This is a genomic window from Noviherbaspirillum sp. (assembly GCF_035254685.1).
Taxonomy (GTDB): domain Bacteria; phylum Pseudomonadota; class Gammaproteobacteria; order Burkholderiales; family Burkholderiaceae_D; genus Noviherbaspirillum.
Genome location: NZ_DATFAI010000035.1, coordinates 67,041 through 93,875, shown reverse-complemented (window position 1 = coordinate 93,875; position 26,835 = coordinate 67,041). Strand labels below are relative to the sequence as shown.

The 26,835-nt window shown below is 58.0% G+C and carries 31 protein-coding genes; 21 read left to right on the top strand and 10 right to left on the bottom strand.

Annotated features, from left to right (window positions below):
• Positions 1 to 229 precede the first annotated feature (229 nt).
• Positions 230 to 1,243 (bottom strand): AraC family transcriptional regulator, encoded by a 1,014-nt coding sequence (locus VJ698_RS15815; RefSeq protein ID WP_324103746.1) that lies wholly within the window; start codon positions 1,241 to 1,243, stop codon positions 230 to 232.
• A gap of 310 nt (positions 1,244 to 1,553) precedes the next feature.
• Here VJ698_RS15815 and VJ698_RS15810 point away from each other — a divergent pair, with 310 nt between their 5' ends.
• Together VJ698_RS15810 and VJ698_RS15805 are read left to right on the top strand one after the other, a co-directional pair.
• Positions 1,554 to 2,396 carry a TauD/TfdA dioxygenase family protein gene (locus VJ698_RS15810; RefSeq protein WP_324103770.1) on the top strand — a complete coding sequence of 281 codons (843 nt, stop codon included), beginning with the start codon at positions 1,554 to 1,556 and terminating at the stop codon, positions 2,394 to 2,396.
• Positions 2,397 to 2,455: 59 nt separating this feature from the next.
• Positions 2,456 to 3,508, top strand: a complete 1,053-nt coding sequence (locus tag VJ698_RS15805) for a 3-keto-5-aminohexanoate cleavage protein (RefSeq protein ID WP_324103745.1) — start codon at positions 2,456 to 2,458, stop codon at positions 3,506 to 3,508.
• A gap of 438 nt (positions 3,509 to 3,946) precedes the next feature.
• Here VJ698_RS15805 and VJ698_RS15800 read toward each other — a convergent pair whose 3' ends face one another.
• Positions 3,947 to 4,249 carry a helix-turn-helix domain-containing protein gene (locus VJ698_RS15800; protein ID WP_324103744.1) on the bottom strand — a complete coding sequence of 101 codons (303 nt, stop codon included), beginning with the start codon at positions 4,247 to 4,249 and terminating at the stop codon, positions 3,947 to 3,949.
• A 380-nt stretch (positions 4,250 to 4,629) separates the two neighbouring features.
• Between VJ698_RS15800 and VJ698_RS15795 the strand changes: the two genes are divergently transcribed.
• The 19 genes from VJ698_RS15795 to VJ698_RS15705 all read left to right on the top strand — a co-directional run bounded on the left by VJ698_RS15795 (position 4,630) and on the right by VJ698_RS15705 (position 14,357).
• The gene (locus VJ698_RS15795; protein WP_324103743.1) at positions 4,630 to 4,869 is read left to right on the top strand and encodes a hypothetical protein; all 240 of its coding nucleotides are present in this window, start codon (positions 4,630 to 4,632) and stop codon (positions 4,867 to 4,869) included.
• Between the two features lie 3 nt (positions 4,870 to 4,872).
• A complete protein-coding gene (locus VJ698_RS15790) occupies positions 4,873 to 5,226 on the top strand; it encodes a hypothetical protein (RefSeq protein WP_324103742.1) in 354 nt (117 codons plus the stop codon).
• A 220-nt stretch (positions 5,227 to 5,446) separates the two neighbouring features.
• Entirely contained in the window at positions 5,447 to 7,249 is a 1,803-nt protein-coding gene (locus tag VJ698_RS15785; RefSeq protein ID WP_324103741.1) for a replication endonuclease, read from the top strand.
• On the top strand, positions 7,242 to 7,388 hold the full coding sequence (locus tag VJ698_RS15780) for a hypothetical protein (RefSeq protein WP_324103740.1): 147 nt from the start codon (positions 7,242 to 7,244) through the stop codon (positions 7,386 to 7,388). Before VJ698_RS15785 ends, VJ698_RS15780 begins: the two co-directional genes overlap by 8 nt.
• 317 nt (positions 7,389 to 7,705) lie before the next feature.
• Positions 7,706 to 8,176: a hypothetical protein gene (locus tag VJ698_RS15775; protein WP_324103739.1), complete on the top strand. Its 471-nt coding sequence runs from the start codon at positions 7,706 to 7,708 to the stop codon at positions 8,174 to 8,176.
• A complete protein-coding gene (locus VJ698_RS15770; protein WP_324103738.1) occupies positions 8,163 to 8,771 on the top strand; it encodes a hypothetical protein in 609 nt (202 codons plus the stop codon). Before VJ698_RS15775 ends, VJ698_RS15770 begins: the two co-directional genes overlap by 14 nt.
• Positions 8,772 to 9,098: 327 nt before the next feature.
• On the top strand, positions 9,099 to 9,887 hold the full coding sequence (locus VJ698_RS15765; protein WP_324103737.1) for a major capsid protein P2: 789 nt from the start codon (positions 9,099 to 9,101) through the stop codon (positions 9,885 to 9,887).
• A 10-nt stretch (positions 9,888 to 9,897) separates the two neighbouring features.
• Positions 9,898 to 10,173 (top strand): hypothetical protein, encoded by a 276-nt coding sequence (locus VJ698_RS15760; protein ID WP_324103736.1) that lies wholly within the window; start codon positions 9,898 to 9,900, stop codon positions 10,171 to 10,173.
• The gene (locus VJ698_RS15755; protein WP_324103735.1) at positions 10,173 to 10,523 is read left to right on the top strand and encodes a hypothetical protein; all 351 of its coding nucleotides are present in this window, start codon (positions 10,173 to 10,175) and stop codon (positions 10,521 to 10,523) included. The genes VJ698_RS15760 and VJ698_RS15755 overlap by 1 nt, the downstream gene beginning before the upstream one ends.
• A gap of 3 nt (positions 10,524 to 10,526) precedes the next feature.
• Entirely contained in the window at positions 10,527 to 11,189 is a 663-nt protein-coding gene (locus tag VJ698_RS15750; RefSeq protein ID WP_324103734.1) for a hypothetical protein, read from the top strand.
• The gene (locus VJ698_RS15745; RefSeq protein ID WP_324103733.1) at positions 11,189 to 11,794 is read left to right on the top strand and encodes a hypothetical protein; all 606 of its coding nucleotides are present in this window, start codon (positions 11,189 to 11,191) and stop codon (positions 11,792 to 11,794) included. The genes VJ698_RS15750 and VJ698_RS15745 overlap by 1 nt, the downstream gene beginning before the upstream one ends.
• Positions 11,795 to 12,292 (top strand): hypothetical protein, encoded by a 498-nt coding sequence (locus VJ698_RS15740; RefSeq protein WP_324103732.1) that lies wholly within the window; start codon positions 11,795 to 11,797, stop codon positions 12,290 to 12,292. It begins immediately after the preceding gene.
• Positions 12,289 to 12,489, top strand: coding sequence for a hypothetical protein (locus tag VJ698_RS15735; RefSeq protein ID WP_324103731.1), 201 nt, complete (start codon positions 12,289 to 12,291; stop codon positions 12,487 to 12,489). Before VJ698_RS15740 ends, VJ698_RS15735 begins: the two co-directional genes overlap by 4 nt.
• A 2-nt stretch (positions 12,490 to 12,491) precedes the next feature.
• Entirely contained in the window at positions 12,492 to 13,169 is a 678-nt protein-coding gene (locus tag VJ698_RS15730; RefSeq protein ID WP_324103730.1) for a glycoside hydrolase family 104 protein, read from the top strand.
• On the top strand, positions 13,166 to 13,435 hold the full coding sequence (locus VJ698_RS15725) for a hypothetical protein (protein WP_324103729.1): 270 nt from the start codon (positions 13,166 to 13,168) through the stop codon (positions 13,433 to 13,435). The genes VJ698_RS15730 and VJ698_RS15725 overlap by 4 nt, the downstream gene beginning before the upstream one ends.
• Positions 13,435 to 13,734 carry a hypothetical protein gene (locus VJ698_RS15720; RefSeq protein ID WP_324103728.1) on the top strand — a complete coding sequence of 100 codons (300 nt, stop codon included), beginning with the start codon at positions 13,435 to 13,437 and terminating at the stop codon, positions 13,732 to 13,734. The genes VJ698_RS15725 and VJ698_RS15720 overlap by 1 nt, the downstream gene beginning before the upstream one ends.
• 1 nt (position 13,735) lies before the next feature.
• Positions 13,736 to 14,110 carry a hypothetical protein gene (locus VJ698_RS15715; protein WP_324103727.1) on the top strand — a complete coding sequence of 125 codons (375 nt, stop codon included), beginning with the start codon at positions 13,736 to 13,738 and terminating at the stop codon, positions 14,108 to 14,110.
• Positions 14,107 to 14,235 carry a hypothetical protein gene (locus VJ698_RS15710; protein WP_324103726.1) on the top strand — a complete coding sequence of 43 codons (129 nt, stop codon included), beginning with the start codon at positions 14,107 to 14,109 and terminating at the stop codon, positions 14,233 to 14,235. The genes VJ698_RS15715 and VJ698_RS15710 overlap by 4 nt, the downstream gene beginning before the upstream one ends.
• Complete coding sequence (locus tag VJ698_RS15705) at positions 14,232 to 14,357, top strand: hypothetical protein (RefSeq protein WP_324103725.1); 126 nt, start codon at positions 14,232 to 14,234, stop codon at positions 14,355 to 14,357. The genes VJ698_RS15710 and VJ698_RS15705 overlap by 4 nt, the downstream gene beginning before the upstream one ends.
• A 52-nt stretch (positions 14,358 to 14,409) precedes the next feature.
• Here the strand turns inward: VJ698_RS15705 and VJ698_RS15700 are convergent, their stop codons facing one another.
• The 8 genes from VJ698_RS15700 to VJ698_RS15665 form a co-directional block, all read right to left on the bottom strand.
• Positions 14,410 to 14,643: a hypothetical protein gene (locus VJ698_RS15700; protein ID WP_324103724.1), complete on the bottom strand. Its 234-nt coding sequence runs from the start codon at positions 14,641 to 14,643 to the stop codon at positions 14,410 to 14,412.
• 295 nt (positions 14,644 to 14,938) lie between these two features.
• Positions 14,939 to 17,407: an efflux RND transporter permease subunit gene (locus VJ698_RS15695; protein ID WP_324103723.1), complete on the bottom strand. Its 2,469-nt coding sequence runs from the start codon at positions 17,405 to 17,407 to the stop codon at positions 14,939 to 14,941.
• 49 nt (positions 17,408 to 17,456) lie between these two features.
• Positions 17,457 to 18,500: a WD40/YVTN/BNR-like repeat-containing protein gene (locus tag VJ698_RS15690; RefSeq protein ID WP_324103722.1), complete on the bottom strand. Its 1,044-nt coding sequence runs from the start codon at positions 18,498 to 18,500 to the stop codon at positions 17,457 to 17,459.
• Between the two features lie 318 nt (positions 18,501 to 18,818).
• Positions 18,819 to 20,222: a DUF1329 domain-containing protein gene (locus VJ698_RS15685; RefSeq protein ID WP_324103721.1), complete on the bottom strand. Its 1,404-nt coding sequence runs from the start codon at positions 20,220 to 20,222 to the stop codon at positions 18,819 to 18,821.
• Between the two features lie 20 nt (positions 20,223 to 20,242).
• Positions 20,243 to 22,024 carry a DUF1302 domain-containing protein gene (locus VJ698_RS15680; protein WP_324103720.1) on the bottom strand — a complete coding sequence of 594 codons (1,782 nt, stop codon included), beginning with the start codon at positions 22,022 to 22,024 and terminating at the stop codon, positions 20,243 to 20,245.
• A gap of 393 nt (positions 22,025 to 22,417) precedes the next feature.
• Entirely contained in the window at positions 22,418 to 23,206 is a 789-nt protein-coding gene (locus VJ698_RS15675; RefSeq protein WP_324103719.1) for an enoyl-CoA hydratase/isomerase family protein, read from the bottom strand.
• The gene (locus VJ698_RS15670; protein ID WP_324103718.1) at positions 23,203 to 25,371 is read right to left on the bottom strand and encodes a 3-hydroxyacyl-CoA dehydrogenase NAD-binding domain-containing protein; all 2,169 of its coding nucleotides are present in this window, start codon (positions 25,369 to 25,371) and stop codon (positions 23,203 to 23,205) included. The genes VJ698_RS15675 and VJ698_RS15670 overlap by 4 nt, the downstream gene beginning before the upstream one ends.
• Positions 25,372 to 25,565: 194 nt before the next feature.
• The gene (locus VJ698_RS15665; protein ID WP_324103717.1) at positions 25,566 to 26,774 is read right to left on the bottom strand and encodes an acetyl-CoA C-acetyltransferase; all 1,209 of its coding nucleotides are present in this window, start codon (positions 26,772 to 26,774) and stop codon (positions 25,566 to 25,568) included.
• Positions 26,775 to 26,835: the final 61 nt, after the last annotated feature.

Below are 26,835 nucleotides of genomic sequence, written 5' to 3'. Positions count from 1 at the left end.
TTCCTCCTACCGGTTGACTCTGCTTGCCAGGCAAGCTCGACCCCGAGGGGTATTCGGAAACAGGATGCCGGCACGGTCGGTCACAGCGCCATGTACGTATCCGACAAGTCCCAAGCTTGCAACATCCATGGCTTTCGTATTTGATGGAAATCGAACAACCACTATCCGATGGCCGTTGCTGAAAATCCTCTCGGCAATGTTGAAATTCGCCCATGGGTTTTGGCGCAATTCAGGGATCGGCGCAATCAAAAGCGTCGTTCCTCCAGCGCGTCGGCGATCTGCCGAATTGGGCGCTGAACCAGCGTGAGAAGGCGCTTGTCTCTGAAAAACCCAGGAGCATGGCTACCTGAGAAACCGAGTGGCGCTGGTTGCCAAGGTAGCGCTGCGCCAGTTCGCAGCGCACTTCGTTGACCAGAGAGGAGAAATTCTCTCCGGCCTCCATCAAGCGCCTTTGCATGGTTCTCGGGCTCATGCCGAGGCTTTGTCCCACCTGTTCGATGGCAAAGATTCCCTTTGGCAAGAGTCGGTGGATCGTGCGACGGACGTTTGCGCCAACGGCGTCCTGCCCCGTTCGTGGCTGGAGATCGAGAAAGCCCCTGGCATAGCGGGCGAGGGTGGCATCAGCCAGAGGGTTTACCCGGTCCAGATCCTGTTGCGAGATCACGATCCCGTCAAACTCGCAGTCGAACTCGACGTCCGTGCCAAACACGCGACGGTGAATCCGCATGTTTTCGGGCGCGGAATGGGATAAATGCACGCTGCGCGGCTTCCAGCCTTGTCCCAGTATCGCGCGCATGAGGCTGAACAAGACGCCTACCGTCAGTTCAACCGCCTGCCGTCCGGCATCCGGCCTGCCTGTTACCAGCCCGGCCCGCACCACGGCGATCTCATTGAAGTCTTCCTCCTGCACGATGACCGAGTCACTCAGCAAATGGCGGTAATCCTCAATCTCCACCAGAACCTGGCGCAGCGTGGGTTGATGTTTCAGGAGCAGGCTGAGCGGGCCGAAGTCCGACAGCCGCCATGTTTCCGCAACCTGAAGCCCGAGGGCCTGGCAGTTTGACGTCTTCGCAGACGCCTCCAGGACGTCGGCAAGACATCGCTCGGGAATCCGTAGGTCCGGCACGTGCAGGCAGGCCTGGTCGACGCCAGCACGGGAAACGATGCTAACAGGATCAATACCCAACGCTGGTGCAAGTGAGAAATACCTGGTCAGGGAAGCGCTTCGAACGAGAGTCTGCATGGATTACCTCGAAATGCGATACATGGCCTTGATGTGGACGTGGCGACATGTCGCTTGCATCCACCTGCTGCATCTGACATTTGCCCACTGCCCACTGATTCAGATTCTAGCGAGGCTCGTTTTCCGCAACTCCCCCATGACTGGGGGGATGGAGAGCGAAATGTGGCGCCGCACGCAAAGTTCCGGCGCCTCCGGTCAAGCGTCCGTCGATTGTCTGCACGACAATCATCTCCACCCCAGCCACTGTTGCGCTGGCATTTTCAACGAATGTGAATTGATGGATGCCGGTGGCATTCATGAGGAGACCGTAATGCGAGTAGAACCCCTTACCTGTCATATCGGCGCCGAACTTAGCGGTGTCAGCCTGGGCGATGCGTCGCGTGACGATGTGCTCTTTGCCGAGATCCGGTCCTTGCTCTTAAAGCATAAAGTGCTGTTCCTGCGTGACCAGGATCTGACGCGGGCCGAGCATGTCGCCTTTGCGAAGAAATTCGGCGAACTCGAGGACCATCCGATTGCCGGGAGCGACCCGGAGCATCCAGGGCTCGTGCGCATTTATCGAAGCGACAAGAAGGAAAGCTACGAGAACAGCTTTCACACCGACGCGTCCTGGCGCGTGTGCCCGCCGATGGGAGCGGTGCTGCGCTGCATCGAATGCTCGCCGGTCGGCGGCGACACCATCTGGGTGAATATGGCGGAGGCCTACAACAAGCTGCCGGAAGACATCAAGAGCCGCATCGCCGGCCTGCGTGCGAAGCACAGCATCGAACACTCTTTTGGCGCAGTCATGAGCACGGAAGATCGTGCAAAACTGGCGGCACAGTTTCCGATGGTCGAGCACTCCGTGGTCCGCACGCATCCGGAAACCGGGGAGAAGATCCTTTATGTGTGCAGCTTCGCCACGCACTTCGCCAACTTCCATACGCCCGAGAATGTCCGCTACGGCCAGGACAAGACACCCGGCGCGAGCCATCTGCTCAACTACCTGATCAGCCAGGCCGCTATCCCCGAATACCAGGTCCGCTTCCGCTGGCGCCCGAACAGCGTCGCCATCTGGGACAACCGCAGCACCCAGCATTACGCCGTCCATGACTACTGGCCTGCTCAACGCAAGATGGAGCGCGCCGCCATCGTCGGCGACAAGCCTTTCTAAACACAGGCGCTGCAAGAACGCAGCCAGATCCGCTTCAACCAGATACGAGGAGTGAAAAAATGCATTTTCTGGACGATTCTCTTTTGCCCGAAAACCAGGAGAAACTTGTCATCCAGGTGGCGCCTTACGGCCCGCAATATGTGCCGGGCGACGCCGACGACATTGCCGTGACCATGGACGAACAGGTGCAGCTCGCCGTCGACTGCTACAACGCAGGCGCCACCGTGCTGCACGTGCACGTGCGTGAAGCGGACGGCAAGGGTTCCAAGCGCCTGTCCATGTTCGACGAATTGCTGGCGCGGCTGCGCGAGGCGGTGCCGGACATGATCCTGCAAGTGGGCGGATCGATTTCATTCGCGCCCGAGTCCGAAGGAGCAGCCGCCAAATGGCTCAACGACGACACGCGGCACATGCTGGCCGAGCTGAATCCGAAGCCGGACCAGGTGACGATCGCGATCAACACCAACCAGATGAATGTCATGGAGTTGAAGACACCGGAAGACCTGGCCGGAACTTCCCGCGCCAAGCCTGCCTTGTACGAGGCATTCCGCGAGATGTACATTCCGTCTGGCCCGGGATTCGTCGAAGAGCATCTGCGACGCCTGCAAGCCGCCGGGATCCAGCCGCATTTCATGCTGGGCGACGTCGGGCAACTGGAGACGGTTGAACGCATGATCCGGCGCGGCAAGTACACCGGTCCGCTCATTCTGAACTGGGTTGGAATTGCCGGTGGCATGGACGGGCCCAATCCGCGCAACCTGATGGAGTTCGTCAATCGCGTGCCGGACGGCGCGGTGTTGACCGTCGAAAGCCTGGACCGCCATGTGCTGCCGCTCAATACGATGGCGATCGCGATGGGCCTGCACGTTCGTGTGGGTATCGAAGACACCTTATGGGGACGAAAGGGCGAGCGCATCAGCTCCGTCCGGCAGGTCGAGCAGGTGGTGCGCATCGCACGCGAGCTCTACCGGGACGTGGCGACCGGCGAGGAAGCTCGGTGTATTTACCGGATCGGCGACCACTATAATGGCGTCGACGAAACCTTGGCCAGAAACGGATTTGCGCCGAACCGTGAGCCGGGGCGACGCGGTTTCCTGCAGCACGCCGCGTAAGGCACCTGCAACGGCCGCGATGACTGCAATGTGCCAGTACATCGCGGCATCGCGGCCCACTTGCATTTGCGAACGGCCAGGCGTGCTCCAAGGTCTGCCTAGCCGTTGCAGCTTTCAATCGGCATACTTCCATCTAACAGTAACGGCAGGGAGCTGTTCACGAGCAAGACGCAATATCAGGCCAGGCTGTTCCTGCCCAGACTGAAAAAGATGCAATTGGCCAGCTTGATGCAAGACTGCATGCAATTGGCATGGGCGGCCTTGCCGCACAATCACATTGCCAGGCAACTCTCTAGCTTTTCAAGCTAGTTGCTGATTTGCAGGCTTAAATGGTTTCCGACACTGGTCCACCCAACGGCGCAAACGACGCCTATGAGTTTACATAAGAAACATTTTGGTAATCCGGTGCTGATTTCTCAGCTATTGCAGCAGGGCAGGTTATCGAACCATGCCCCAATCAGCGCGCGGCAATAGCAGTAGAAAACCCTTGAAAATCTCCTGCCATAGAGCCTTGCTCTCTGGCGTCTTGGCGCGCTCACGGTGCATATCAAGCATAACTAGACCGGGATGACGTCCAAGAAATTCCGCCACTCTCAGAGCGACTTCATCACTGAAAACATCATGCCCCTTGCGGTAGCGGCTTACTTGTTGTTTTGTCACGCCTAGAACTTTTTGCAAGGCGTAGTCTGACGGCAGATCAAGCTTGGCGCGCAACGCGTCAAGGTATTCGGCTGTATTCATTTATTGCTCCTTGGTCGGATGGTTGAAGCGTAGAACATAGTCAAGCGGACTGCAACCGTCACTTTATCACTTGACGGTCAAGCAATCACGGGACTATATTTCTACGTGCCGTCAGGCAATCTGTCCTGAAAGTGCTTCTTGGTCGAACATTTCCCCTTTGCCTGACGGCATATTCGACCGGGAGCCATTGACCAAGAGGCCGTCATGAGAGTTACAAAAAGTAACAAAAAAGCAAAATATCAAGTGTTCGCGCTAGGGGTTCAGTCGAGAGAAAGGCAGCTCACGACGCATTCAATCATTGATGCGCTTGACTTCGCTAAGGGTCTATTGCGGCAAGGCTGTGATGTCGCTATCGAGAACCTTCCGAAGCGGGGTGCAAAATGAGCAAGGCAACGGCTTTCAATCTAAAAGCTGCCGCAATCGGATCGTTCAATCTCAAATGCGCCGCAACGGGCTTGATGATGTCGGACGCGACTTCCGATTTCCGCGTACTGGCGGTGACGCACACACCGAAACACGCTTTTCCTTTCCCCTGCGCTGACGCGGCAAACCATGCCCGCACGATCGTCGGCGCTCTCTACGGTTCATTCGACTGGCAAGTGGTTCCTCACAAGGGGTAATCCATGGGCATCGCATCCAAGGACGAAGCGGCGGCACTCTCTCACGCGGCAGCCAATGCGGCCATCGAACAGGCATACGCGCTGCTGCAAACTGACCGAGAGGCGGTACGGGCGGCGCATTGGAACCGCCTTGACGAAAAAACGCGAAAGATGGTGTGCCACATGGCCGGGATCGACGCGAAGAAGGGGAAGGGCGCGTTGCGCGATCTGAACGCCATGGAGCGCGGGCAGATTCACTGCGAAGCGCGGCGCATGCTGCGCGATCTGGAAATCATCTTGCGTTGCGCGCAGGGCGGAGCGATGCCGGTAGACGTGGCAGCACTTGCGCCGCATGAGCCGTACGGGGTGGTGCAATGAACGCAGCGCAGAGGCGGAAATTCCGGCGAGCGAAGCCGCAACCGGGTCAGCGTGTGATGGTGCATTTCGTGGAGAAGCATTGTCCGCCGATGGAGTGCATGGTAGTGCGCGGTTGGAGTCCATTTCACTGTGTAACGGTCATTGACGCATTTGATATTGGCCGGACTGACGGCGACTATCGGTATTGGATGCCTGTCCGTTATCTTCAAGTGATTGGTTGATGCTCGCCGAGTCCTACATTGCCGGCCTGCCGCGTCGGTGGGGTATCAAGCTGGCGGGCATGTTTGCCAGCGAAGGCTACACAAAACACGCGGAAAAGATGCGCGTGGTGCATGCCGTGCAAAGCGAGGTGCAGCGCGTTCCATTGGATGCAGGGGAGGGTGCGCTACATCAGGCAGCGGACGCGGCGGCGCGGGAGTGCTACGGGTACTGCGAGCGCTACAAGCTGGCAAGCCTGATTGTGGATGGCATTTCGCTGCTGTGCCTGCGTATGGGCATTTCGCGGCCAGTAGGCGCGACGGAACAGGAAATCATCGCGCGGGCCGTCGATAAGGGCTGGTGGCTGCGCAAGCTGCGCAAGGAACACATCAGGCGTTTCGAGCATACGTCAATCATGCTCGGCTTCACATCGATGCAGGCTGATCCGTACGTCAGCCGGGAAGCGGCGATGCGGCAGCGGGCCTATAACGCGGCCAATCAAAAGCTGCTGGAATCCACGACCGTGACGAATGGGCAGGACGAATTCACCCTGGCTGAACTGGCGGCACTCGGCGTCTCCAACAAGGCTATCCGGCGCGGGGAACTCATGCTGCGAATCCGCGGATTCGAGGAAATAGCGGATTCACTGAAGCATGTAGGCATGTTCTGGACAATCACTTGTCCATCAAAGTTTCATTCGGTCGGCGGGGCCAATGCGAAATACAACGGCGCCACGCCACGCGACGCGCAAGCGTATCTCTGCAAGGTCTGGGCGCGGATTCGGGCAGCACTGAAGCGCAAGGGCATTCAGCCGTACGGATTCCGCATTGCTGAACCGCATTCCGATGGGTGCCCACATTGGCACATGCTGCTGTTCATCGCGCCAGAGCATGAAACGGCTATGTCAGACATCGTGAAGGCGCATGCACTACGCGAGGATGGCACGGAAGAAGGGGCGCAGAAAAACCGCGTCAAGCTGGTTCGCATTGAGGCTGGCAAGGGCACGGCGGCGGGCTACATCGCAAAGTATGTCTCGAAGAACATTGACGGCTACGGCGTCGGGGATCACAAGGCATTCGAGGATGGCCGGACATACATAGTCCAGACCGATATTTTCGGGAACGCGGAAATCACGGCATCGGAGCGCGTGACGTACTGGTCACAGGTGTGGGGAATTCGACAGTTCCAGCAGATCGGAGGCGCGCCGGTCGGCGTGTGGCGCGAAATGCGGCGCGTGGCTGAGGAAACGGTGCGCAATGCTCATGCGGACGTACGGGCGGCGTGGATGGCATGCCAGAAGATCGAAAGCGATGACCCGATGATAGCAAGGCAGGCGGATTACGCGGAGTTCATGAAGGCGCTCGGCGGGCCGACAGTCGGGCGCAGGGGCCGGGTGCAACTGGCGCGCAGGAATACCGTTATCGAGGGGCGCTACGCCACGTATCAGGAGGAAAAGCCGTGCGGTGTGTACCACGTCACGAACGCGAACGCAGTCTATGAATCGGTGCGCTATCAGTGGTCGCGGGTGCAGCCTGCGGAGGTCGTTGCCGCTCCTTGGACTGGTGTAAATAACTGTACGCGGGAATGGTTGAGAGAACTGGAAAAGCGGTCGAAAGACAACGCGGAAATCCTGAAAAATCAAAAAATTTGCTCCGCAAATGTGGTGATTGACCGGGACGGTGACTGGAACGGCGACGGCATGAGGCTGAAACCAGACATCGGGCCGATGTCGGATTACCTGAAGCATAGGAAAAATGCAGAGCAGCGGGCGCAGGAGGATCACTTGCGCCATCTTCAATCGAAATTCAAGGATCGGAATGGATGAATCGAAGGAATTGGAGCAGGCAGCGATTGACCTGTGGGGTACGTATGGAAGGTTTTTGCCGTCCAAAGTAAAAGGCTTCATGCTGAGGCTGGCGGATTTTCTCAACTGGCAGGACCTGAAGGGGGTGATGCGTGGCTAAGACAAGAAAAGGAATCATGGCATGCGAGGGCCAGCGGTGCGAGTCGCATGAACACAATGCACCGGTGGTGGTGTTCGAGAACGAAAAGGGCACTTTGTCCTATTCGTGCGACTGGTGCGGGCGTGCGCCGTACGCAAGGGTAGGAACCGGGCAGCATGCGGAGTGGCTGGAGGAAATGGCGCGTCGTGCGCCGGTTCCGGCTGCTGCGCCTGCTGCGCCGGAACCGGCAAAACAGGCAGCACAAAAAGCGCCTGGTCAAACAGGTGACAAGCAAGCGAAAACAGGCGCAGGGACGTTTTTTGGATAAGGGGTAGGGAATGGATCAAGTAGAACAAAAAAACTCAGCTGCGCTCGATCCTGAGGCACAGGCGCGACAAGAATCATTCGCAGCAATTACCGGGGAAGTGCTGACGGCGGAACCAGTCGAGGGGGCGCAGGCAGGGGGGGTATCAGGGACGGTCCCAATGAAACCGGAGGATGAGGCGAAGGACTTGATTCAATTCGGCCTGTCACTGTTCACCCCTCTGTATCCATCGCTGGCACGAATTTACACACCGGAAAAGCAGCAACGGCTGGCGGAGGTTACCGGGCCATTGATGGCGAAATACAACCTCTCGCTCGGGGCCATCTTCGAAAAGTGGGGGGCAGAAATCAATTTCGCTATCGTGGCGCTGCCGCTGGCGGCTGAAACGGCAAAGGCAATCAAGGCTGATAACGCGGAGCGCAAGGCAGCAGCGGAGGAGGCGGCGCGCAAGGAAAAGGAGGCGAAGGCCAATGCAAACCAATGACGGCCGCATAGTCATCATTTCCGGCAAGTCGCGTTCGGGGAAAACGGTCTATGTGTCGCGCCGGACGAAATCTGACCGGCGCATTTTCGCATGGGATCCTGAAGATCAATGGTCCAAGGAACGCGGCTATCAGCGCGTGACGACGCGGGCGGAACTGGCGAGGATGGCGGACAAGCCGGGGCAAATGCGCATCGCCTATGTCGCGGCGTCGAACCTGAAGGACGAGTTCGAATTTTTCTGCAAATGCGCCTTCCATTGGGGACGGTTTCATGGTGGCGGGGTGGTCATTGCGGAGGAGCTTGCAGACGTGACTACGACCGCCAAGGCGCCGGACGGGTGGGGAATCCTGATCAGGCGGGGGCTCAAGCGGGGCATCACCATGTACTGTATTTCGCAACGATGGGCGGAGGCAGATAAAACGGCATTTGGGAACGCGTCTGAGTACGTGTGCTTCATGTCGGCAAGCGCGGACGATGTGGCGTACCTGTGCCGGAAAACACGGATACCGCAATCTGATCTGGATGGGCTGTTGCCACTGCAATACATTCGTTTCGAGCCGGGACAGCCTTTGGAGCGTGGAAAAATCAAGTTTTAGAGGGGGTTCCTGAGGGGGTGATCAATAGCAGCCTGCGCACATGCGCAGGCTGTTTGTTTTTTGGGCGTCGCAGAGGGAAAGTGAAGCCTGATTCAAACAGGGGGCGCAAAGCCATGAACCAAAACGTGAAATGCGTACTGATCGTGCTGGCGACGATGGCGGTTGTCTATCGCGTCACCGATGTTCGCAGACTCATTACCAATTCTTTCTGAGGGAAACCATGAACGCATATCTGAAAACCGCTCTGATCGCCATTGCCGCTGTTGCGGTGGTCGTGCGCATTGATCCGGTCAAGAAAATCGTCTTCGGCGCATAAGCGGAGGAACCATGCAAGTATTGAAAAATCTGCCGTTCTTCAACGTTGTTGAAACCGGCGTTGCGTCGCTGTCTCTGCCACTCGGCATGACCTATGAACGCATCATTCTGGAACTTGGCGGAACTGCCTTCACGAAGGCGATGATTACCGATCTGAAGGCCAAGATCAACGGCAAGGTGGTCTGGCAGACGACCGGCTCTCGTCTGGACGCGCTGAACAAATTCCGTGGTCTGGCGACGGACGCAAATCACCTGGTGCTCGATTTCACAGAAATCTTTGCACGCGATGAAGTCGGCCAAAGTCTCGGCGCAATCGGCACGGCGCAAGGCGTATCAACATTCACGCTGGAAGTCACGATTACAGGCGCGACGGCTCCGACACTGGAAAGCTGGTCCATCCTGTCCGGCCCGAAAAACCTTGGCGTAATTGCCAAGCTGTTGAGCTACAACGTGACCATCGGTGCGGCGGGCAAATTCCCTGTGCAACTGCCTTACGGTAAGCAGGGTGGCAGCATCATCAAGCGTGTCGGCTTCTTCCACGCGAACATGACCGATCTGGAAGTTAAGAAAAACGGTCTTGTGATCCACGACACCAAGAAGGTGATCAACGAGTACTTCCAGACCGAAAACAAGCGTTCGCCTCAGGCGGGCTTGTATGTCGCGGATTTCATCGTGGATAACAACCAGTCGGGCATGCTGGTGACGGCAGACGCGCAGTCGATGGAATGGAATGTGACGGTCAGCGCAGCCGATGTGATTACGGTGCAGGTTGAATACCTCGATCTGTTGAACAACCTGTAACGGGGGCGACATGGACGATAACGCGGTAAGCGCGGATACCGGCACGTCATGGTGGCAGAACACGCTTGATTTTGTGGTGCGGGCGGCGGCGACAAAAAAGTACGCCTCCCCGCAACTGCAAAACGGGCAAAGCTACTATGTAGACGGAATGGGTAACGTCCTGCCGATGGGTCAACCGGCACAGATCATGCCGAACCAAGCAGCGGGCGCAATGCTCGGCAGCCCGGTGGTGATGCTGGCTGTGATGGCCTTCGCCGGGGTGATCCTCTACAAGCTGGTGAAGTAATGAGCGATTGGGCGGACGGCGTGTTTTCGAGCGGTCAGCAGGCAGCATCGGCGGGCGGCTCTGCCGTCATGTCGAAGCTGTTCGGCGCGGCATCAGCAGCAAATCCATACATGGCGGCAGCGTCGGCACTCGGGGCGGCGGCGGGATCAACTGCAACATCAGGGTCGACCGGAAACAAGTTCGAATCCAGTTTCGGAAACACCGGATGGAATGTCAGTTTCGGAAGCGGGTCAATTTCCAGCAGCGCGGACGCAAGGCAGAATGCGGCGCTCGATGGGCTGAGTCAGTGGGTAGGCATTGCCTCTGGCATTATCGGCCTGCTGGTGGTCCTGAAGATCATCAAGGGGTAGCAAATGGGTCTTTTTGGCGGCGGAAATTCGAGTTCCAGCACCACAAACAACGAAACGCTGATCAACCGGCAACTCGCGCTGGACAATGCGTCAAACGGCATTACCGGAGACGGCAATGTTTTCAGCGTCACGACCAATACGACCGCAACCGATCATGAAGCCGTAGCACAGGCCATGGGGGTCAGCAGCGGTGCGGTGAGCGGTGCAAATCAATCACTCATGGCGGCGCTATCGCTGGCAAACAGTACGGCGAACAATGCGTTAGCGGCGAACACATCGACAGTCCGTGACGCGCTGGCGGCAACGACAAGCGCCACGCGCGACGCAATCACGGCAGTTTCAGGCGCGAACTCGGCTTCGCTCAATTTCGCGTCAACCGTGAACCGGGATGCGCTCGATCTGGCGGCGCGTGGTCAGTCAATGATTGCCAGCAGCGCGGCGGAATCGCTCGGCATGGTCGGCCATGTCGTTGATCTGGCGTTTCAGTCCAATGATGCGTCAGCAAAGCGCGCATCGGATGCGGGCCTGTCGGCGGCGGACATGATCGGTCGCGCCTATAACACGGCGACGGCATATCAGGCAGAAAAGCAGACGGCAGATAGCAAGTATTTGGTGATCGCCGGTTTGGTAGCGGTCGCAATGATAGCCATGAAAGCGTTCGCATAATGCAGCAATTCATCCAACAAATTCAGGCGGGCGGGACATGGCAGTTACAGACCGGGGGTGATTACTTCAGGCTGGTGACGTGTCCTTCGCCGGTAGATGTGAAGTTCTTCAGGGGCGGGCAGGAGGTAGCAAGCGCGGTGCAGATGGATACCGGCTTTTACCTGAAGCCTATCGGGGGATTTGACCGCATCGATATCGCAAGCGCCACAGAACAGACCGTGAAAATCATGGTCCTTGATGGTGACGGCGGCTATGACCACTTCAATGTGGACGTGACAAGCGCACTCCAGGCGATTGCGGTCAACATCAGCGGCGCGGCAGAAATGACCGTGAAGCAAGCGGCAGTGGTCAATGATCTGGCAGCGGTCGCGGTCGGCGTGGCGGCGACGGAGCTGGTAGCGGCAGACGCGGCGCGCCGGGGCCTGCGGTTCACAAATGCCGGAACGGTTGACGTGTATATAGGCGGGGCCGGTGTAACGACTGCGGGCGGTGCAATCAAGATCGGCGCAGGGCAGACGTGGATTGAAGATCAGGCAGCACCGGCAGCATGGTATGGCATCGCGGGCACGGCGGGACAAAACATCAAGATTCAGGAGATTCGATAAATGGCGGGTCTGATTGGAAGTAGCGGCAGCAAGAATCTCAGGGTGAAGGAATTCCGCTCATCTGGCACGTTTCCGGTGCCTTCGGGCGTGAAAACCGTTTCCCTGTTTCTGGTGGGCGGCGGCGCTGGTGGCGCGTCAAGCTATCTCGGGCAGGGTGGAAACGTTGTAGAGGTCAACTATGACGTTGACGGAAAAGCGAGTTGCGCGGTCGTAATCGGGGCGGGCGGCGCGTCGGCGGCAAATGGGGGAAATACATCATTCGACGGTGTTGTGTTTGCCTGTGGCGGCGGGGCATACGGCGCGGTGCAAAGTTCAACGGTTCCACAAATCGGCGGAACCGGAAAATCAGGATTCGGCGGACATGGCGCGAACGGCAGCACGGTGGCGGCGGCAAATGGCGCAGTCTCGGCTGAGTCTGCACCTTCTAATACAGGTGCGGGCGCGCCAAATGGCATGTCTGGCGGTTCTGGTTACTGTCGCGTGGAGTGGTACGAATGAAAACAGAACAAATTTTCGCATTGATTGCAGGCGGCATCGTGCAAAACATCATCGTGGCAGACCAAGCCTTTGCGGACCTGATCGCGCCTGATTATGACGTGGTGATCGACTGCACCGGGGAGGCAAATGCCTACATTGGCGGCGAGTACGCGAACGGAGCGTTCGTGCCACGTCCGCCTGAGCCTGCGACGGTTTAACGATGCGGCGTGAACAGGTCCTGCTATGCGCTTATGGTTTGCTGCTTGGCGTGATTATCTACGAATGGACGAAGCGCCAAGGCGACACGGCGACAGATAACGGCAACGAAGATTTTGTCGGTGATGTGGGAATTGAATTCGAGTCAGCGGCGGCCAGCGCGGCCAACTTCTTGGACTCGGCAACGGGAGGCTTCTTGAAAATTTCGGCTATGCGATCGATCGACATGTCAGTGTTGACAAATCCGAATGTGCAAGCGATTTTGCGCGTGATTCGCACTGGTGAAGGCACGACAGATGATCAGGGATATCGGCGCATCTTCGGAGGGCAACTGTTTTCGTCGTATGCGGATCATCCGCGCGTGAGTGTCACGAAGGGCGGCTACACCAGCACGGCGGCAGGGGCCTATCAGATGCTGGCTTCGACATGGGACGAAACGCGCAAGATGATGGGGCTTACCGACTTTTCGCCTGCGTCGCAGGATGCGGCAGCAGTCGGACGCATCGCGGCGCGTGGTGCGCTCGATGACGTGCTGGCGGGACGGTTCGATACGGCCATCAAGAAGATAAATCGGGAATGGGCAAGCCTGCCGGGATCGCCTTACGGCCAGCCGGTCATGACTTGGGACAAGGCGCGGGCAGTCTATGCCAGCGCGGGCGGCGATATGGGGGCCTACGCATGAACATGAAAGACATCATGATTTTCGTCGGCGTCGCGGCGGCGGCTTACATGCTGCTGTCGCGCAAGTCGGCAGCAAAGATACCAGCGGGCGCAACGGAAATTCAGAATAACGCGCTGCAGGGGCAATCCGGTTACGGCTGGCGCTACTTCTCGGACGGCACGGCAATCTCACCTGGCGGCGATTACTACAAAAACGGCGGGCTGATCTATCAGGCCGCATACAACGGCGTCACGGTCGGCGCGAATTATTCGAATCTGGCGGTGTGATGAAGGGTCAACGCACATTGATCATCGCGGGCGCGGCGGTAGGCGTCGCGCTGCTGGTGTGGATCGCCACGCGGGGAGCAAAGGGGATCGGGCAAGATATCGGCGGCGCAGCGGTAAGCATCGTCGATGGCGCAGTCTCGGGAGCGGTAACGACTGCGGGAAGCATCGTAGGAATACCGTTGACGGACGCGGAAAAGGCAGCGAAGGCGCGACGGGAGGGTGATGTATGGGGAGCATCGTTCTACATGCCAGCAGCAGATTTCATCAAGTGGATAGCGGCGGGAATGCCAAAGGAATGACATGGACCCGATAACCATTCTGGCGGCAATTGCACCGCTCGGCGTCGAACTCGGTAAATCGTTGATTTCACGCTTCCTCGGGCAAGCTGATTTCAAACCGGCGAATATCGACGACTGGCTGAAAATGCGTGGCGTCGATCTGGACATGTTCAAGGCCATGAACGATGCAGGCGGCGCGAATCCGTCTTATCCATGGGTAGAGGCTATCGTTCGACTTCAGCGGCCAATGGTGGCGGCGGTTGCGTTGGGCGTCTGGTCATATACGCAGGTGGCGGGCATGCCATCAGACACGGTGAACAATTTCGCGGCGGCGATTGGCTTTTACCTGTTTGGCGATAGGACGCTGTTCTACGTCAGAAAGGCGGGCGGAAAATGACAATCGAATTAGCCATCAGCGGCGCGAACCTGTTGGCATTGATCGGGTATTTCATGAGAACGGAAAGCAGGCTCACGCGGCTGGAAACGAAGCTCGATTTCATCCTGCCGAGGGGTGAAAAATGAACTGGCTGCACTTCATTGAAGGCGCAATGTGTGCGGCAGGATTCGCCATATTCATTGCCGGGGCATACCGGATAAACCGCGCTGCAAAGCGCATCGAAAAACTGTGGAAGGATGCAAGATGACACGACTACCACCGCGCAAGAAAAATGGCCAGTTCCGCAAGCGCAAGAAGCGCTAAATCACGGCATCAAGGGCCAGCCGCGCATGCCATGCATGACGCGGCTTTTCTATGGTCTGAAAAAACGTGCCGGATGCTTTCGCGGCGCGAATCTTGCCGGGCACATCGTAGTTGCGCACATAGGACCGGAACGAACGTTCAGGATACAGCCAGCGAGGCGCGACAGCGGCAACCCATGCTGCAACGTCATCTTCAGTGACCGGGATTTCTCCGAAAAGATCGTAAGGCATGGTGCGCTTTACGGCGGGCGGAGGCAATGCTGAATCCGTGGGAATGCTTACCGTGGATATGGGATTGTCAGGCGGGCCGGGATAGGGTAGCGTATTTCGAAATTACGGGGCCAATTGGCCCTGTTTCACTATCAGCACCGGATTTGACATAAGAAACATTATGCGAAATCTTTCTGTAGGCGCCATTTTCAAATGTCCAAATTTAGCCAGATTCAAATGTCCAAATCATGAACGGATTCATGCTAAGACCTCCCTAAGCTCCATGGATCCCGATGAACGTTGGCAAAAGGATGACCTAGATTTTCACACGCCGAAGCAGCCCGGGCAATTCATCGGGAGATGTATCTATCGCAAAGGCATCTTTCTCCACGGCTCCCACCACACCTTTTGACGGCAGGAGAAAAGCGGCGAGACTAGGGACAAGAACGAGTGCACCCACCATGTTCAATAGAAACATGAATGCCAGAAGAATACCCATATCGGCCTGAAATTTGATCGGTGATCCCGCCCATGTAATGACAGCAGCAGAGAGCGTCACGCCGATCAGCGCCACCACTTTTCCTGTTGATGTCAAAGCATTGATATAGGCGTCTCGCACCGATGCGCCTTGCCGCTGAAACACCAGGTGCGTGGTCAGCAAGTAGAGTGAATAATCGACGCCGATACCTACTCCGAGCGCAGCAACCGGCAGGGTCGCGACTTTTATGCCGATGCCAAGCAAGACCATCAAGGCTTCGCACAGGACCGATGTGACGACCAGCGGCACAACCGCGACGATGACTGCCCTCCAGCTGCGAAACGTAATGAAGCACAGCAGGACGACCGATGCATAGACATAGAGAAGCATGGTGCGATTGGCACGCTCGACCGCGATATTGGTGGCAGCCTCGATGCCGGAATTGCCAGCGGCCAGAAGAAACTTGCGGTCTTCCGTGTTGTGCTCCCGCGCAAAGTCCTCGACCGTCTTCACCACGCGTGTCAGCGTGGTTGCTTTGTGATCGGTCAGATACACGATAATCGGCGCGACGGAACGACCGTCATTGAATAATTCAGGACTGGAATTATTCACGATGCTCATCGCATCTTGCACCACGAAAGGATCACGGTTAATGGTCTCCCATTTCGGCGAGCCCTCGAAACCGGCCGACGTAAAACGCCGTGCAAGGCTGGCAACCGATGTGGTCGTCTGCACTCCGGGCAGATCTCGGAGTCTTTGCTCGAGGCGGTCCATTTCCAGCATGGTCTCGTAGTTGACCAATCCATCCGGTGGGGTCGAAACAATGACTGCAAATTGATCGCTCGACAGCTGGTAATGTTTCGTGATGTAGGCATTGTCCAGGTTGTAAACCGAATTCGGCCATAATTCCGGTGCGCCGGGATCCAGGTCGCCAATCTTGAGCTGCAGGCTAAGCGCTGCGCCGGCCGCTCCCAATACCACGGTAACGGCAATAACCCCAGCTGCACGGCGTCTTTCCGAAAACCGGCTCAGCCAGTTCACGAACGGGTGAACTCCCTGCAAGCTGCGTATGCTGTAAGCGGCGCCGCCCTTGCTGACGCCGCTGAAGGACAGCAAAACCGGAATGAGGATCAGATTCGTGAAAATCAGCACGGCTACACCGATGCTGGCGGCGAAAGCCAAGCCGCGAATCACGGGAATGTCGATCAGCGCCAGCACGGCGAAGCCGACCGCATCGGCCAGCAAGGCCGTCAGACCGGCGAGAAAGAGGCGGCGAAACGTATAGCGCGCTGCCACATATTTGTGTGTTCCTCGTCCGATATCCTGCATGATGCCATTCATCTTTTGCGCACCATGGGATACGCCGATGGCAAAAATCAGAAATGGCACCAGGATCGAGTAGGGGTCGAGCGAAAAGCCGAGGAGCTGCATCAGGCCCATCTGCCACAGCACAGCAACCAGTGAGCAGCCGGTGACCAGCAGTGTGCTGCGCCAGCAGCGCGTGTAAGCAAGGATGATAAGCACTGCAATGATGGCAGCGTACAGAAAATAGGTCAGTACCTCGCCGACGCCATGAATGAGGTCGCCCACCAGCTTGGCAAAGCCGATGATGTGGATTTCCACGCCATCCTTTTCAAAACTGCGCAGCGATTCGAGCTGGTCGCGGAATGCCTTGTAATCGATGGTCTTGCCGGTTGCCGCGCCCTTTTCGACCAGCGGGACAAACAGCATGCTGGAGTGATGGTCGGTACTCACCAGTGAGCCGACGATGCCGGAGCGCGCCACATTGCGACGCATCAGGTCGATATTTTCGGAGGAACCGGTAAAACCATCCGGCATGACCGGGCCGCCCTGATACCCTTCCGCGACAATATCGGTCCACCGCACGACCGGCATCCACAGCGACTTCATGAACGCCCGGTCCACACCCTGAATCAGGTATACCTTGTCATTGATCTGCTTGAGGGTTTCCAGGTATTTTGGATCGTAAATATCACCCTTGGTATTCGTCACCACGATACGCACCGAGTTGCCGAGCCCACCTAGCGAGGCGGAATGCGCCTTGTAGTTCTGCACAAATTCTTGCGACTGCGGCATCATGTCTTCGAAGCTGGCAGTGACTTGCAACCGTGTCGCAAACCATCCCAGCACGACTGTCAGCGTCAGGCAGAATGTCACCAACAAGACGCGGTTATTGAAAACAAGCCGTTCAATCAGGTTGCCGGATCGCTTATCGAAGTCCCCGGGGTTGGCCATGATCGGCATTGCATCACGCTGACTGGCGTTGTGACTGATTATGGGGGCCATTTTTTATACTCCAAGTAAATGCTGGAAAAACTTTGTTCAGGTAGCGCTGTCACTTCAGGGATTCGACTTGAATGCCTTCAAGCGCCGTCACCGCGATACGCTCGCCCGGCAGAGTGGCGACACCGGTATAGCGCCATCCCTTGTTGCCCTTCCTGGACGAAAAGCGCTGCCCGCTCGCATCACCGATCAACATTTCCCCGGCAATATTGACCAGGACGAACCCTTCCGAGGCTTGCAGCACCGTGCCACCGTTGATGGTCGTTGGCGATGGCACATCCACAGCACCCCAGGTTTGCCCGTGGTCGGCGCTGCGGTACACCGCACCCTTCAGTCCGTAAGCAAGCAAAATATTTTTGGATACGGCTAGCCCGAAAAAGCTGCCGGTGTAACCCGTGGCGACGGCAACAAAGCGGTTCTGTGCGCGATCGAGGCGGAATATCGCGCCGCGCTCGCCAGCGATATAGACGCCGCCATCGCCGCCGCGAACGGCATTCAGATGGAGCATTTCCGGATTGTCGATCCGGTCCAGCCACGGCGCCCATGTACGTCCGCCATCAGTCGTTCCGATGATCAGGCCGAAGGCGCCTACCGCAAATCCATTGCGTTCATCGTCGAACCACACGTCCAGAAGCGGCAGCGTCGGCCCTGTCTTGTAATTGCGTTCGACCGCCCTCAAGGCAGCTTTATAGGCTGCGTTACCGGATTCCGCTCCTGCCTTGTAATATTGGACGAATAACTTATGCGCGGCGCGGCCATCAAGCTGCTTTTGCCAGGTCTTGCCACCATCCTCGGTGTGCAGCACCACGCCGTCGTGCCCGACCGACCATCCCTTGCGTTCATTTGTAAAATGCACGGCAACCAGGTCGCTTTGCACCGGCGAAATACTTTGCGACCAGGTGCGGCCATCATCATCCGAGATCGCGATGACACCTCTTGCACCGACGGTGACCAGTCTTTTTCCAGCCATGCCGACTGCCTGCATCGATCGCTTACCCAGCTGGTCCACGATAACTGACGGAGAATCCAGAGGATCCTGGAAGGCGGCCTGTGCGCTGCAAGGAAGCGTGCCGCACAGCAGGATGGAAAGCAGCAACTTTGTCGTCTTTAGCCGCCGCATGCGAAGGCCTGCGCCCTGATAAATCATAGTCGTCTTCATTCTCTATTCGAATAAGAGCCCACTTCGGTAGGCCGTGTCTGCGGATTACAGGCCAGGAATGGCGCAAACAAGGCGCGAGGAGGTGACATAGTGGTGGCTATGGCAACGACGAGCAACGCCGTATCCGCCATTCCTGGCCTGTAAGCTGCGGGCACGGCCTACCGAAATGGGCTCTAAGGCCCTGGGAAAATATCTGCTACCTACTCTGTTGAAGAACAACGGCAGACGTGCAGCGTGTCCGCCGTTGCCCGGCCGTCAGCGCACGCTGCCGGCGGCGACTGCCTGAGGATTGAAGTGAACCGTCAGCCCATCCGAGTTCTTGTGATGACGGACGTAATTTCCCTTGTCCTTGACACCGGTATTGATCACCAGATAATTGCCCTTCTGCAGATCAATGAAATCGAACGTGTCGCCGTTGACGCCGCCTACGTCATAGGCAGGCCATTGATACATGTTGGCGACGCGCCAGAGTTTGCCGGCATTGTCATACGACTCGGTACCGACAAAGCACCAGCAATCCTCTTCGACATAGAACACTCGCTTGCTGTAGGCATGACGTGCGCCCTCCTTGCGGGTGGCCTCCACGACCCACACACGCCGCTTCTCCCAACGCACGGCTTCGGGATTGATGTGGTTCTTGCCGAGCACTTCGTCAGAAGTCTTCTGATTCGTTACCCCAAACGTGTTATAGGGGACAATCATTTCCTTCTTTCCGACCAGCTTCATGTTGAATCTGTCCATGCGCCCGACGAAGCCCCAGGGCTCATCCCAGAACAGCACGCCGGCATAGGCGGACATCGGAATATCGTAGGCAAACTCCGGTGCCTTGCGCACTCGGCGCTGGCCGGGCGTATAGATCCAGATCGGCGACGGCGCCGCGGAATCCGGAAGATAGTAATTCAGGAACACGGTGCCGGCCTGAGTCGGCGGCGAAGTCAGCGTCGTCCAGAAGCCGTACACGCCGTTATAGGCTTCCTTTCTCAGCTTGCCGGTCTGCTCGGACCATGGATGCATGTAGGCGGCAAAGAAGTTGGGCAGCGGAATTTTCGACCCGCCCGTATCCACCAGCCAGGAGGAATTGCTGAGCATGGCAATTGGCGGCGCAAAGTGAAACATGGCGTTCCACATCACTTCGTATCCCGATTTCGGAATCGGGAATGGAATGCCCTGGAAAGGTTCGCCGTCAGGCGCGGCCCCGGTCACCTTATCGCCTTCCACTGCACCGCCGAGCTTGGCCGTGGTGGCATTCTTGACGGTGTTGTCGAGGAACCAGTCGGCGTAGGCCATGGATCGATGGGTCGGGTACACATCCAGGCGGTAGGTGGGAAAACGCTGCAAGAGCGCTTTGGTTCCTTCGCCAATCAGCGCTTGATATTCGCCCATATTCTTGGCGGTGACCGAATATAGCGGCTTCTCGTTAGCATACGGATCCGCATACTGGTCTGGGCCGGCAGGCTGGCTCTTTTTCAGGCCACCCGTATAAGCTGGAATCGAACCGTCCGTATTCTTTCCGGCCTCTGCGCCGAACCGGGTCAATGTCGTGCCAAGCTGCTTCGCCTCTTCGGCGGAAACCGCAGCGAATGACGCCTCGCCATACATCGCGAGTACCAGAACCGTCATATTCAGTGCGGCGCCGCCGATACGCTTAAAACGTTTCATGATTGTCTCCTGTAACCTATTTAGAACGAAGTCTTCAATGTCAACTGCACCCAGCCCTTGTCATTCAAGGCGACCGGTCCGTTGCCGCCAAACCCGGAATACGATTCACCCAGCCCAGGCACGTTGACCTTCGGACTTGTATTCCACTTGTAGCCGTTGTACTGCAGTGCCACGGTGGTTTTCTGATGGATGGTCGCTTTCACGCCCGCCGAGAAAATTTTTGTTCCTTGTGCATAGAAGGAGCCGGCGGCGTAGGCAGGGTTGCCGTGAATCCCGTACGTCAACGACATCGGCGCGCTCAAATCGACGCCCGGCGCGACTTGTAGCCATTGCGGCTCGAACAGAAATGCCAGTGCAAAGGCATTCCTTGTTGCGCAGCCATCCTTAGAGGCACCGGGAAGCGCGGCATTGACGCTGTCGCGGCAACTGGCATAACCGACACCGTTAAACAGTTTGTCATTGCCGGTAACCCGATTGAGATGGGTATAGGACATTTCCGCGATGAGCAAGCCCGTATCCCAAAGCGGTGTCCGGCCCAGCGTGTACAAGCCATTGACGATGACGTTGACGATATCGCCCGTCGCGCCCTGGCGATTGGGCACGCCCACGAGACCATTCGAGAAGGCGCTGTTAAGCGCAGTGTCGGTGCGGTAGGACACTTCCCAACCGGTACTGAGCGGCCCGAACGTGCGCTCATAACTTACGCCGAACAGCTTGCTGTTTTGCGCAAATGTCTGGTGAACTTCACCGCCGCCAGTGGCATAGATATCGCCCGCAGCCCACGGCTGAACGTCATCGAATTTCCGGAAGTAGAAGCCGATATCGCCGCCGGCCCATTCCGGCGACCACGCCGCCTTGATGCCGAAGTTGTTGTTGATATCCTTGGGTTTATAGACGTTCCCGGCCGAGACAGGGCCGCCGAACAGGCCGGCGACCGCACCACCGCTGGTCGGGCCCGAATAGAGGATGTCAAACGGCCCCAGGTAGGTACCGCCTTCCGGGAAGCGGTTAGGGCGGAATTCGAGGAAATACTGCGCGCTGAGCGACAACTCCGGCGTCACGTCGGCCGATGCCATGATTTGCGCGCGCGGCAGGAACAGTTCCTTGACTTCGGATCCAGGCTGGGTGAACGCCTTCACGAAATCCACCGGATGCTGCGAATAGGCGATATTGGAAAAGCCAAAGAAAAAGGCATTGCCCCAGTGCTGGGTGAAGCGGCCGGCTTTCAGATAAACGGGGGTGTCTCCCACTTTGGTATTGTGGAACACGAAGGCGTCGAGAAGCTCTCCACCCTGCAGATGCCACTTCTTGGTTTCCGAGGAATAGACGCCGCTCGGATAGCTCAGGAATGTGGAAAACGCCGGATTAGGGTTGGTCCTGACTGTTTCGTCGTAGGCAAAATCTTTCCAGAAAGATCCGGACAGACGGAACCCGGTATTCTTTTGGTACACGCCTTGCAGTTCCACCATTCCCTGGAAACGATTGGTGACCATGTCACCCTTGTCGAACTTGTAATCGCCTTCGGCAAAAAAAGGATGATTGCCGATCGCATTATCGCGGCCCTGAGCGCGCCACCCTGCGGTGTATTGCACCGTCGTATCGAGATTGACGTCCCAATCGCCGCTGCTGGTCAGATTAGCCGCGTGAGCCTGCTTGATTCCACCCATGACTGCCAGCGCGGACGCCAGCGCCGTTAAAGATAATGAACCGCGAAGTCTTGTACCGCTACTCATGTCACCTCCGTGTTTTATAGTCTTGCGCGATAAGGTCAGCCGCTTTGGCGGGCGGCATGCCCTACTCATGTTTGTGATGCGTTACTCACACTGCCATTTGCTGTAAAGCTGCTTGCCGAAATCAAACAGATACCGTGCCTACCCGCGACCATTGGGTCCGGCGTTTGCAAATAGATCAAAGGAAGGCGTACGGTTCAGTTGCCTGCGCCTGGGGCAAAATACGAGGATAGGAAGCGGCACATTGCAGTGGGGCGTGCGGATGGGCCAGAGGAAGGCGGATCGCTGTTCCGAATGGAATACAGAATGTTCAAGGATGTCTCCTGATTATGGTTATTCAACTTCAAGGCTGTTTGATATGGATTCACTGTATCTGCAAGCTTCAGTCGGAGAACCACCCGGCATGAGTGGTTAGCGGGTGGCCGGCCGGTGCAAATTGTTGCCGGCTCGATCGAAAACTTCCGCTCATTTCCCTTCGAACCCGGCACGGCGCCTGACCAGAAAAGCACTGACGCCCTCGCGGAAATCCGCTGTCCGGGCCGCAGCCCTGAATGCCACCCGTTCCGCCTCCAGCTGATCATGCAAGGAGCTGGCAAAGGTATTCCGCACCAATTGCTTGTACTGCCCGTAGGCCTGGGTGGGCCCGGCAGCGAGCTGCCGAGCTAACGCGTCGGCCCGCTCGGCCAGCGCCTCCTCTGGCACCAGAAAATTCACCAGACCGATTTCCTTCGCTTCAGCTGCGCTCAATGTCTCGCTCAACAGCATGAGCTGCGCCGCCCTGCGCACGCCCAGTATCCTCGGCAGGAAGTAGGTCGCGCCGCAGTCTGGTGCCGCCCCCACCCGGTCATAGGCCATCAGGAATTTCGTGCTATCGGCAGCCACCACTACGTCGCAAGCCGACACGAATGCCAGTCCGGCGCCAGCGATTGCGCCGTGCACCGCCGCCAGCACGGGCGCATGGATGGTGCGCAGGGTCTCGATCACCGGATTCAGGAAGCCGAGAAGCTCGTCGACCACCGCCTCTGCCTTGTCGAAATCCTCGGCGAAGCGGCTGACGTCGCCGCCTGCCATGAAGGCCGGGCCACATCCACGCAGAACGACGCAGCGCACACGGGGATCGTTTGCCAGCGGCAGGATGCAATCGCTCAGGGCGCGTGCCAGGGGAATGTCAATCGCATTCAAGACTTGCGGACGATTGACCGCAATCCAGGCAATGCCGCTGGCGGCATCAAACTCCAGCGTGACGAGACTCATGCCGCAACTGCCTGCTGGTAAGGTTGCGCCTGGTTACCGCCGACATAAAAGCAGTCACCCTTGATGCCAAGCTCGCGCAGCTTTTGTGGAATTTCAAAACGCGGCCCGTAGCTCGCTGCGAGCTCGTTACACCGACTGATAAACAATGCAACACCGGTCCGGTCGATGAACGAGAAAGGGCCGCCGAGATAGGACGGAAATGCCCAAGCCAGTTGCGCGCCCAAATCCGCTTCGACGGCATCGACCACTACGCCATCCGCCCAGCAGCGCGCCGCCTCGATGACTTGCGCGTACAGGAGACGCTCCCTGACTTCGGCGATGTCGGGATGCGGTGTCTTTCCCGCATACTCAGGATCAAGGTGCTTGGGCGCGTCAGCCGGGTACAGGTAGAAGCCATGTCCGGACTTGCGGCCGAGGCGCTTCTCCTCTTTGAGGGAATCCACGATACGGTTCTGCGCCACGTGTCGGTCATCGGCCCAGGCGCCCTGCTCGCGCGCGCGGAAAAAATGCCCGATGTGGTACAGGACGTCAATGCCCACTTCGTCAGCCAAGGCCAGCGGTCCCACCGGCATGCCGAGCGCGACGCCGGCGTTTTCGATCAGCGCGGCGCTAACGCCATCGGCCAACAGGCGGATGCCTTCCCGAATGTAGGCATCAACGCAGCGCGATGTGTAGAAGCCGTAGCCGTCATTGACCACGATCGGTGTTTTACGAATCTGCTGAATATAGTCCAGTGCGCGTGCCAAAGTCTTTTCCGACGTATTCTTCCCGACGATAACTTCGACGAGTTCCATTCGAGCGACTGGGGAAAAGAAATGCAGGCCGATGAAATTATCCGGCCTGTTACTCGATGCCGCCAGTTCATTCACCGGCAGCGCCGAGGTGTTAGTTGCGAAGATGGTCTTGGCATCGGTAGCGGCTTCGGCCGCCTTGATCACGGTCGCTTTCAGGTCGGCGTCCTCCAGCACGGCCTCGATCACCAAGTCGCAATCGGCAAAACCAGCGTAGTTCTCGGTCACGCCGATGCGCGAAAGCAATGCATCGCGCGCAGCCTGCGACCGCCGCCCTTTTTTCACTTCCTGATCCAGTGCCAGCGCGATATTGTCACGGCCGCGCTGCGCCGAAGCCAAATCACGATCGAGCAGCACAACTTCGATGCCTGCAGCAGCGGACACGTGCGCAATCCCCGCACCCATGAATCCCGCCCCCAGCACGCCGAGTCTGCGCACTTGCGATTTCTCGATGCCTGCCGGGCGACGCGCCAGTTTGCTCGCCGCCTGTTTTGCAAAAAACAGTGTGCGGATCATGTTCTGGGCGACACTGCCCCGCACTAGCGTGACAAAGTGCTTTTGTTCGATAAGCAAGGCCTTGTCGATCGGCAGACGCGCGCCTTCGTAAATGCAGCGCAGGATGGTATACGGTGCCGGGTAATTGTCGCGCAGCGTAGCGTGCGTCTGCGCATTGGCAGCCGCGAGGGCACTTGAATTGGCCGGTGCGTAACAATCGCCCCCGGGCAGTCGAAAGCCTTTTTCATCCCATGGCGCGACAGCCTTGACACGGCCTGCGACGATGGCCTGCTCCGCTGCCTTGCGTAATTGATCCGCCGGAACGACTTCATGCAGAATGCCCAGGGCGAGTGCATCCTTGGCGCTGAGTGCGGTGCCCTTGGTCAGTAGCGGAATGCTGCGCGCCACACCAACAATGCGTGGCAGCCGCTGAGTGCCGCCAGCACCCGGCAGCAGCCCGAGCTTCACTTCCGGCAATCCGAATTGCGCCTGCCCATTGTCGGCGGCAATCCGGTAATGACATGCCAGCATCAGCTCCAGTCCGGCCCCCAGGGCTGTGCCGCTTGCCGCGGCCACTACTGGCTTGCCGCAAGTCTCGATCCGGCGGAAGAGGTCGCCATAACAACGGATACGCTGCAGCACGTCGGCCGGGCTGACATCCGACCTCGCGAGGTCGGCCATTTGCTCAAGATCGGCGCCTGCAATGAAGCTGCTCTTGCCCGAACTGATCACGATCGCCTCGATCGATCCGTCACCGGCAAGTCGATCAAACTGTACCTGCATCTCTTCCGCCAAAGCCGGAGTAAACACATTCATCGAGCGCCCGGGCAGGTCGATGATCAAATGACCGATGTGCGCATTGGTTTCAATAGTAATCATGGATAAGCTTCCTGTGATGAGGATGATGAGAGCGGATCGGTGCCCTGGCAGGCTATTGAAAAACATGGCGAGCGGGCCGAGATTGCGGTCGAGCCGTGTAGGCGCGAGGAGTGCACGCATACAAGTGGTACGCAGAGCACCGCAGGCTCCAATCCCGGCTCGCGCAGAAGTTTTTCAACAGCCTGCTAGACGCTCTAGATGCGCTCGATGATGGTAGCCACGCCCATCCCTGCCCCGATGCACAGGGTGGCCAGCGCGGTCGACTTTCCGCTTCGTTCCAGCTCGTCAAGCGCGGTACCGAGGATCATGGCGCCGGTAGCGCCCAGCGGATGCCCCATGGCGATGGACCCGCCGTTGACATTGATGCGATCCATATCGATGTCCAGCGCTTCGGCGAAGCGCATCGGCACGGCGGAAAACGCCTCGTTGACTTCGAACAGATCGATGTCAGCAGCACGCATGCCTGCACGCTTGAGCGCTTTTTCCGCGGCATGTGATGGGCCGGTCAGCATGACGGTCGGCTCGGAACCGATTTCGGCAATCGCACGGATGCGTGCACGCGGCTTCAAGCCGGCGGCTTTGCCTGCAGCCGCGGAGCCGATCAGTACGGCACACGCGCCATCGACGATGCCCGATGAATTGCCGGCATGATGAACATGGGCGACCGCCTCGAGTTGTGGATAGCGCTGAATTGCCAGCGCATCGAATCCGGAGGTGCGACCCATTTCAACGAAAGACGGCTTGAGCGAGGCCAGATCGGCGAGCGTGCATGACGGCCGGATAATTTCGTCCTGCGCCAGCAGAACTTCGCCCAGGATGCCTTTGACAGGTACCACCGAACCATTGAAACGGCCTTCGTTCCAGGCGCGGGTGGCCCGCTGATGGCTGCGCACCGCGTATGCATCGACATCGGCGCGACTATATTTCCACAGCGTTGCCAGCAGATCGGCGCTTACACCTTGCGGAATGAAGTTGGAAGTGTAGGCCGTCACCGGATCCACGCTCCAGCAGCCGCCATCGGAAAACATGGGAACGCGCGACATCGATTCGCTGCCGCCGGCCACAATAAAGCCATCCGAGCCCGCCGCGATCTTTGCGGCCGCCATATTGCATGCCTCCAATCCCGAGCCGCAGAAACGGTTGATCTGCACACCGGCCACTTCCTGCGCATAGCCAGCCTGCAAGGCGGCGATCCTGGGCAGGCACTGTCCCTGCTCGGCAACCGGCATCACCACGCCGAATATCACGTCGTCAACCATGCGCGTATCGAGCTTGTTGCGGTCACGCAGCGCGGCCAGTACGGTCGCGGCCAGATGCACCGAAGTCACCTCATGCAGTGCGCCGTCGGGACGGCCGCGCCCCCGGGGCGTGCGAACATGGTCAAAAATCAAGGCTGTCGTCATTTCATTGTCTCCAGAGTATTCAGGTATGGGTTACAAGTGGGATGCATGGCATTCCATGCGC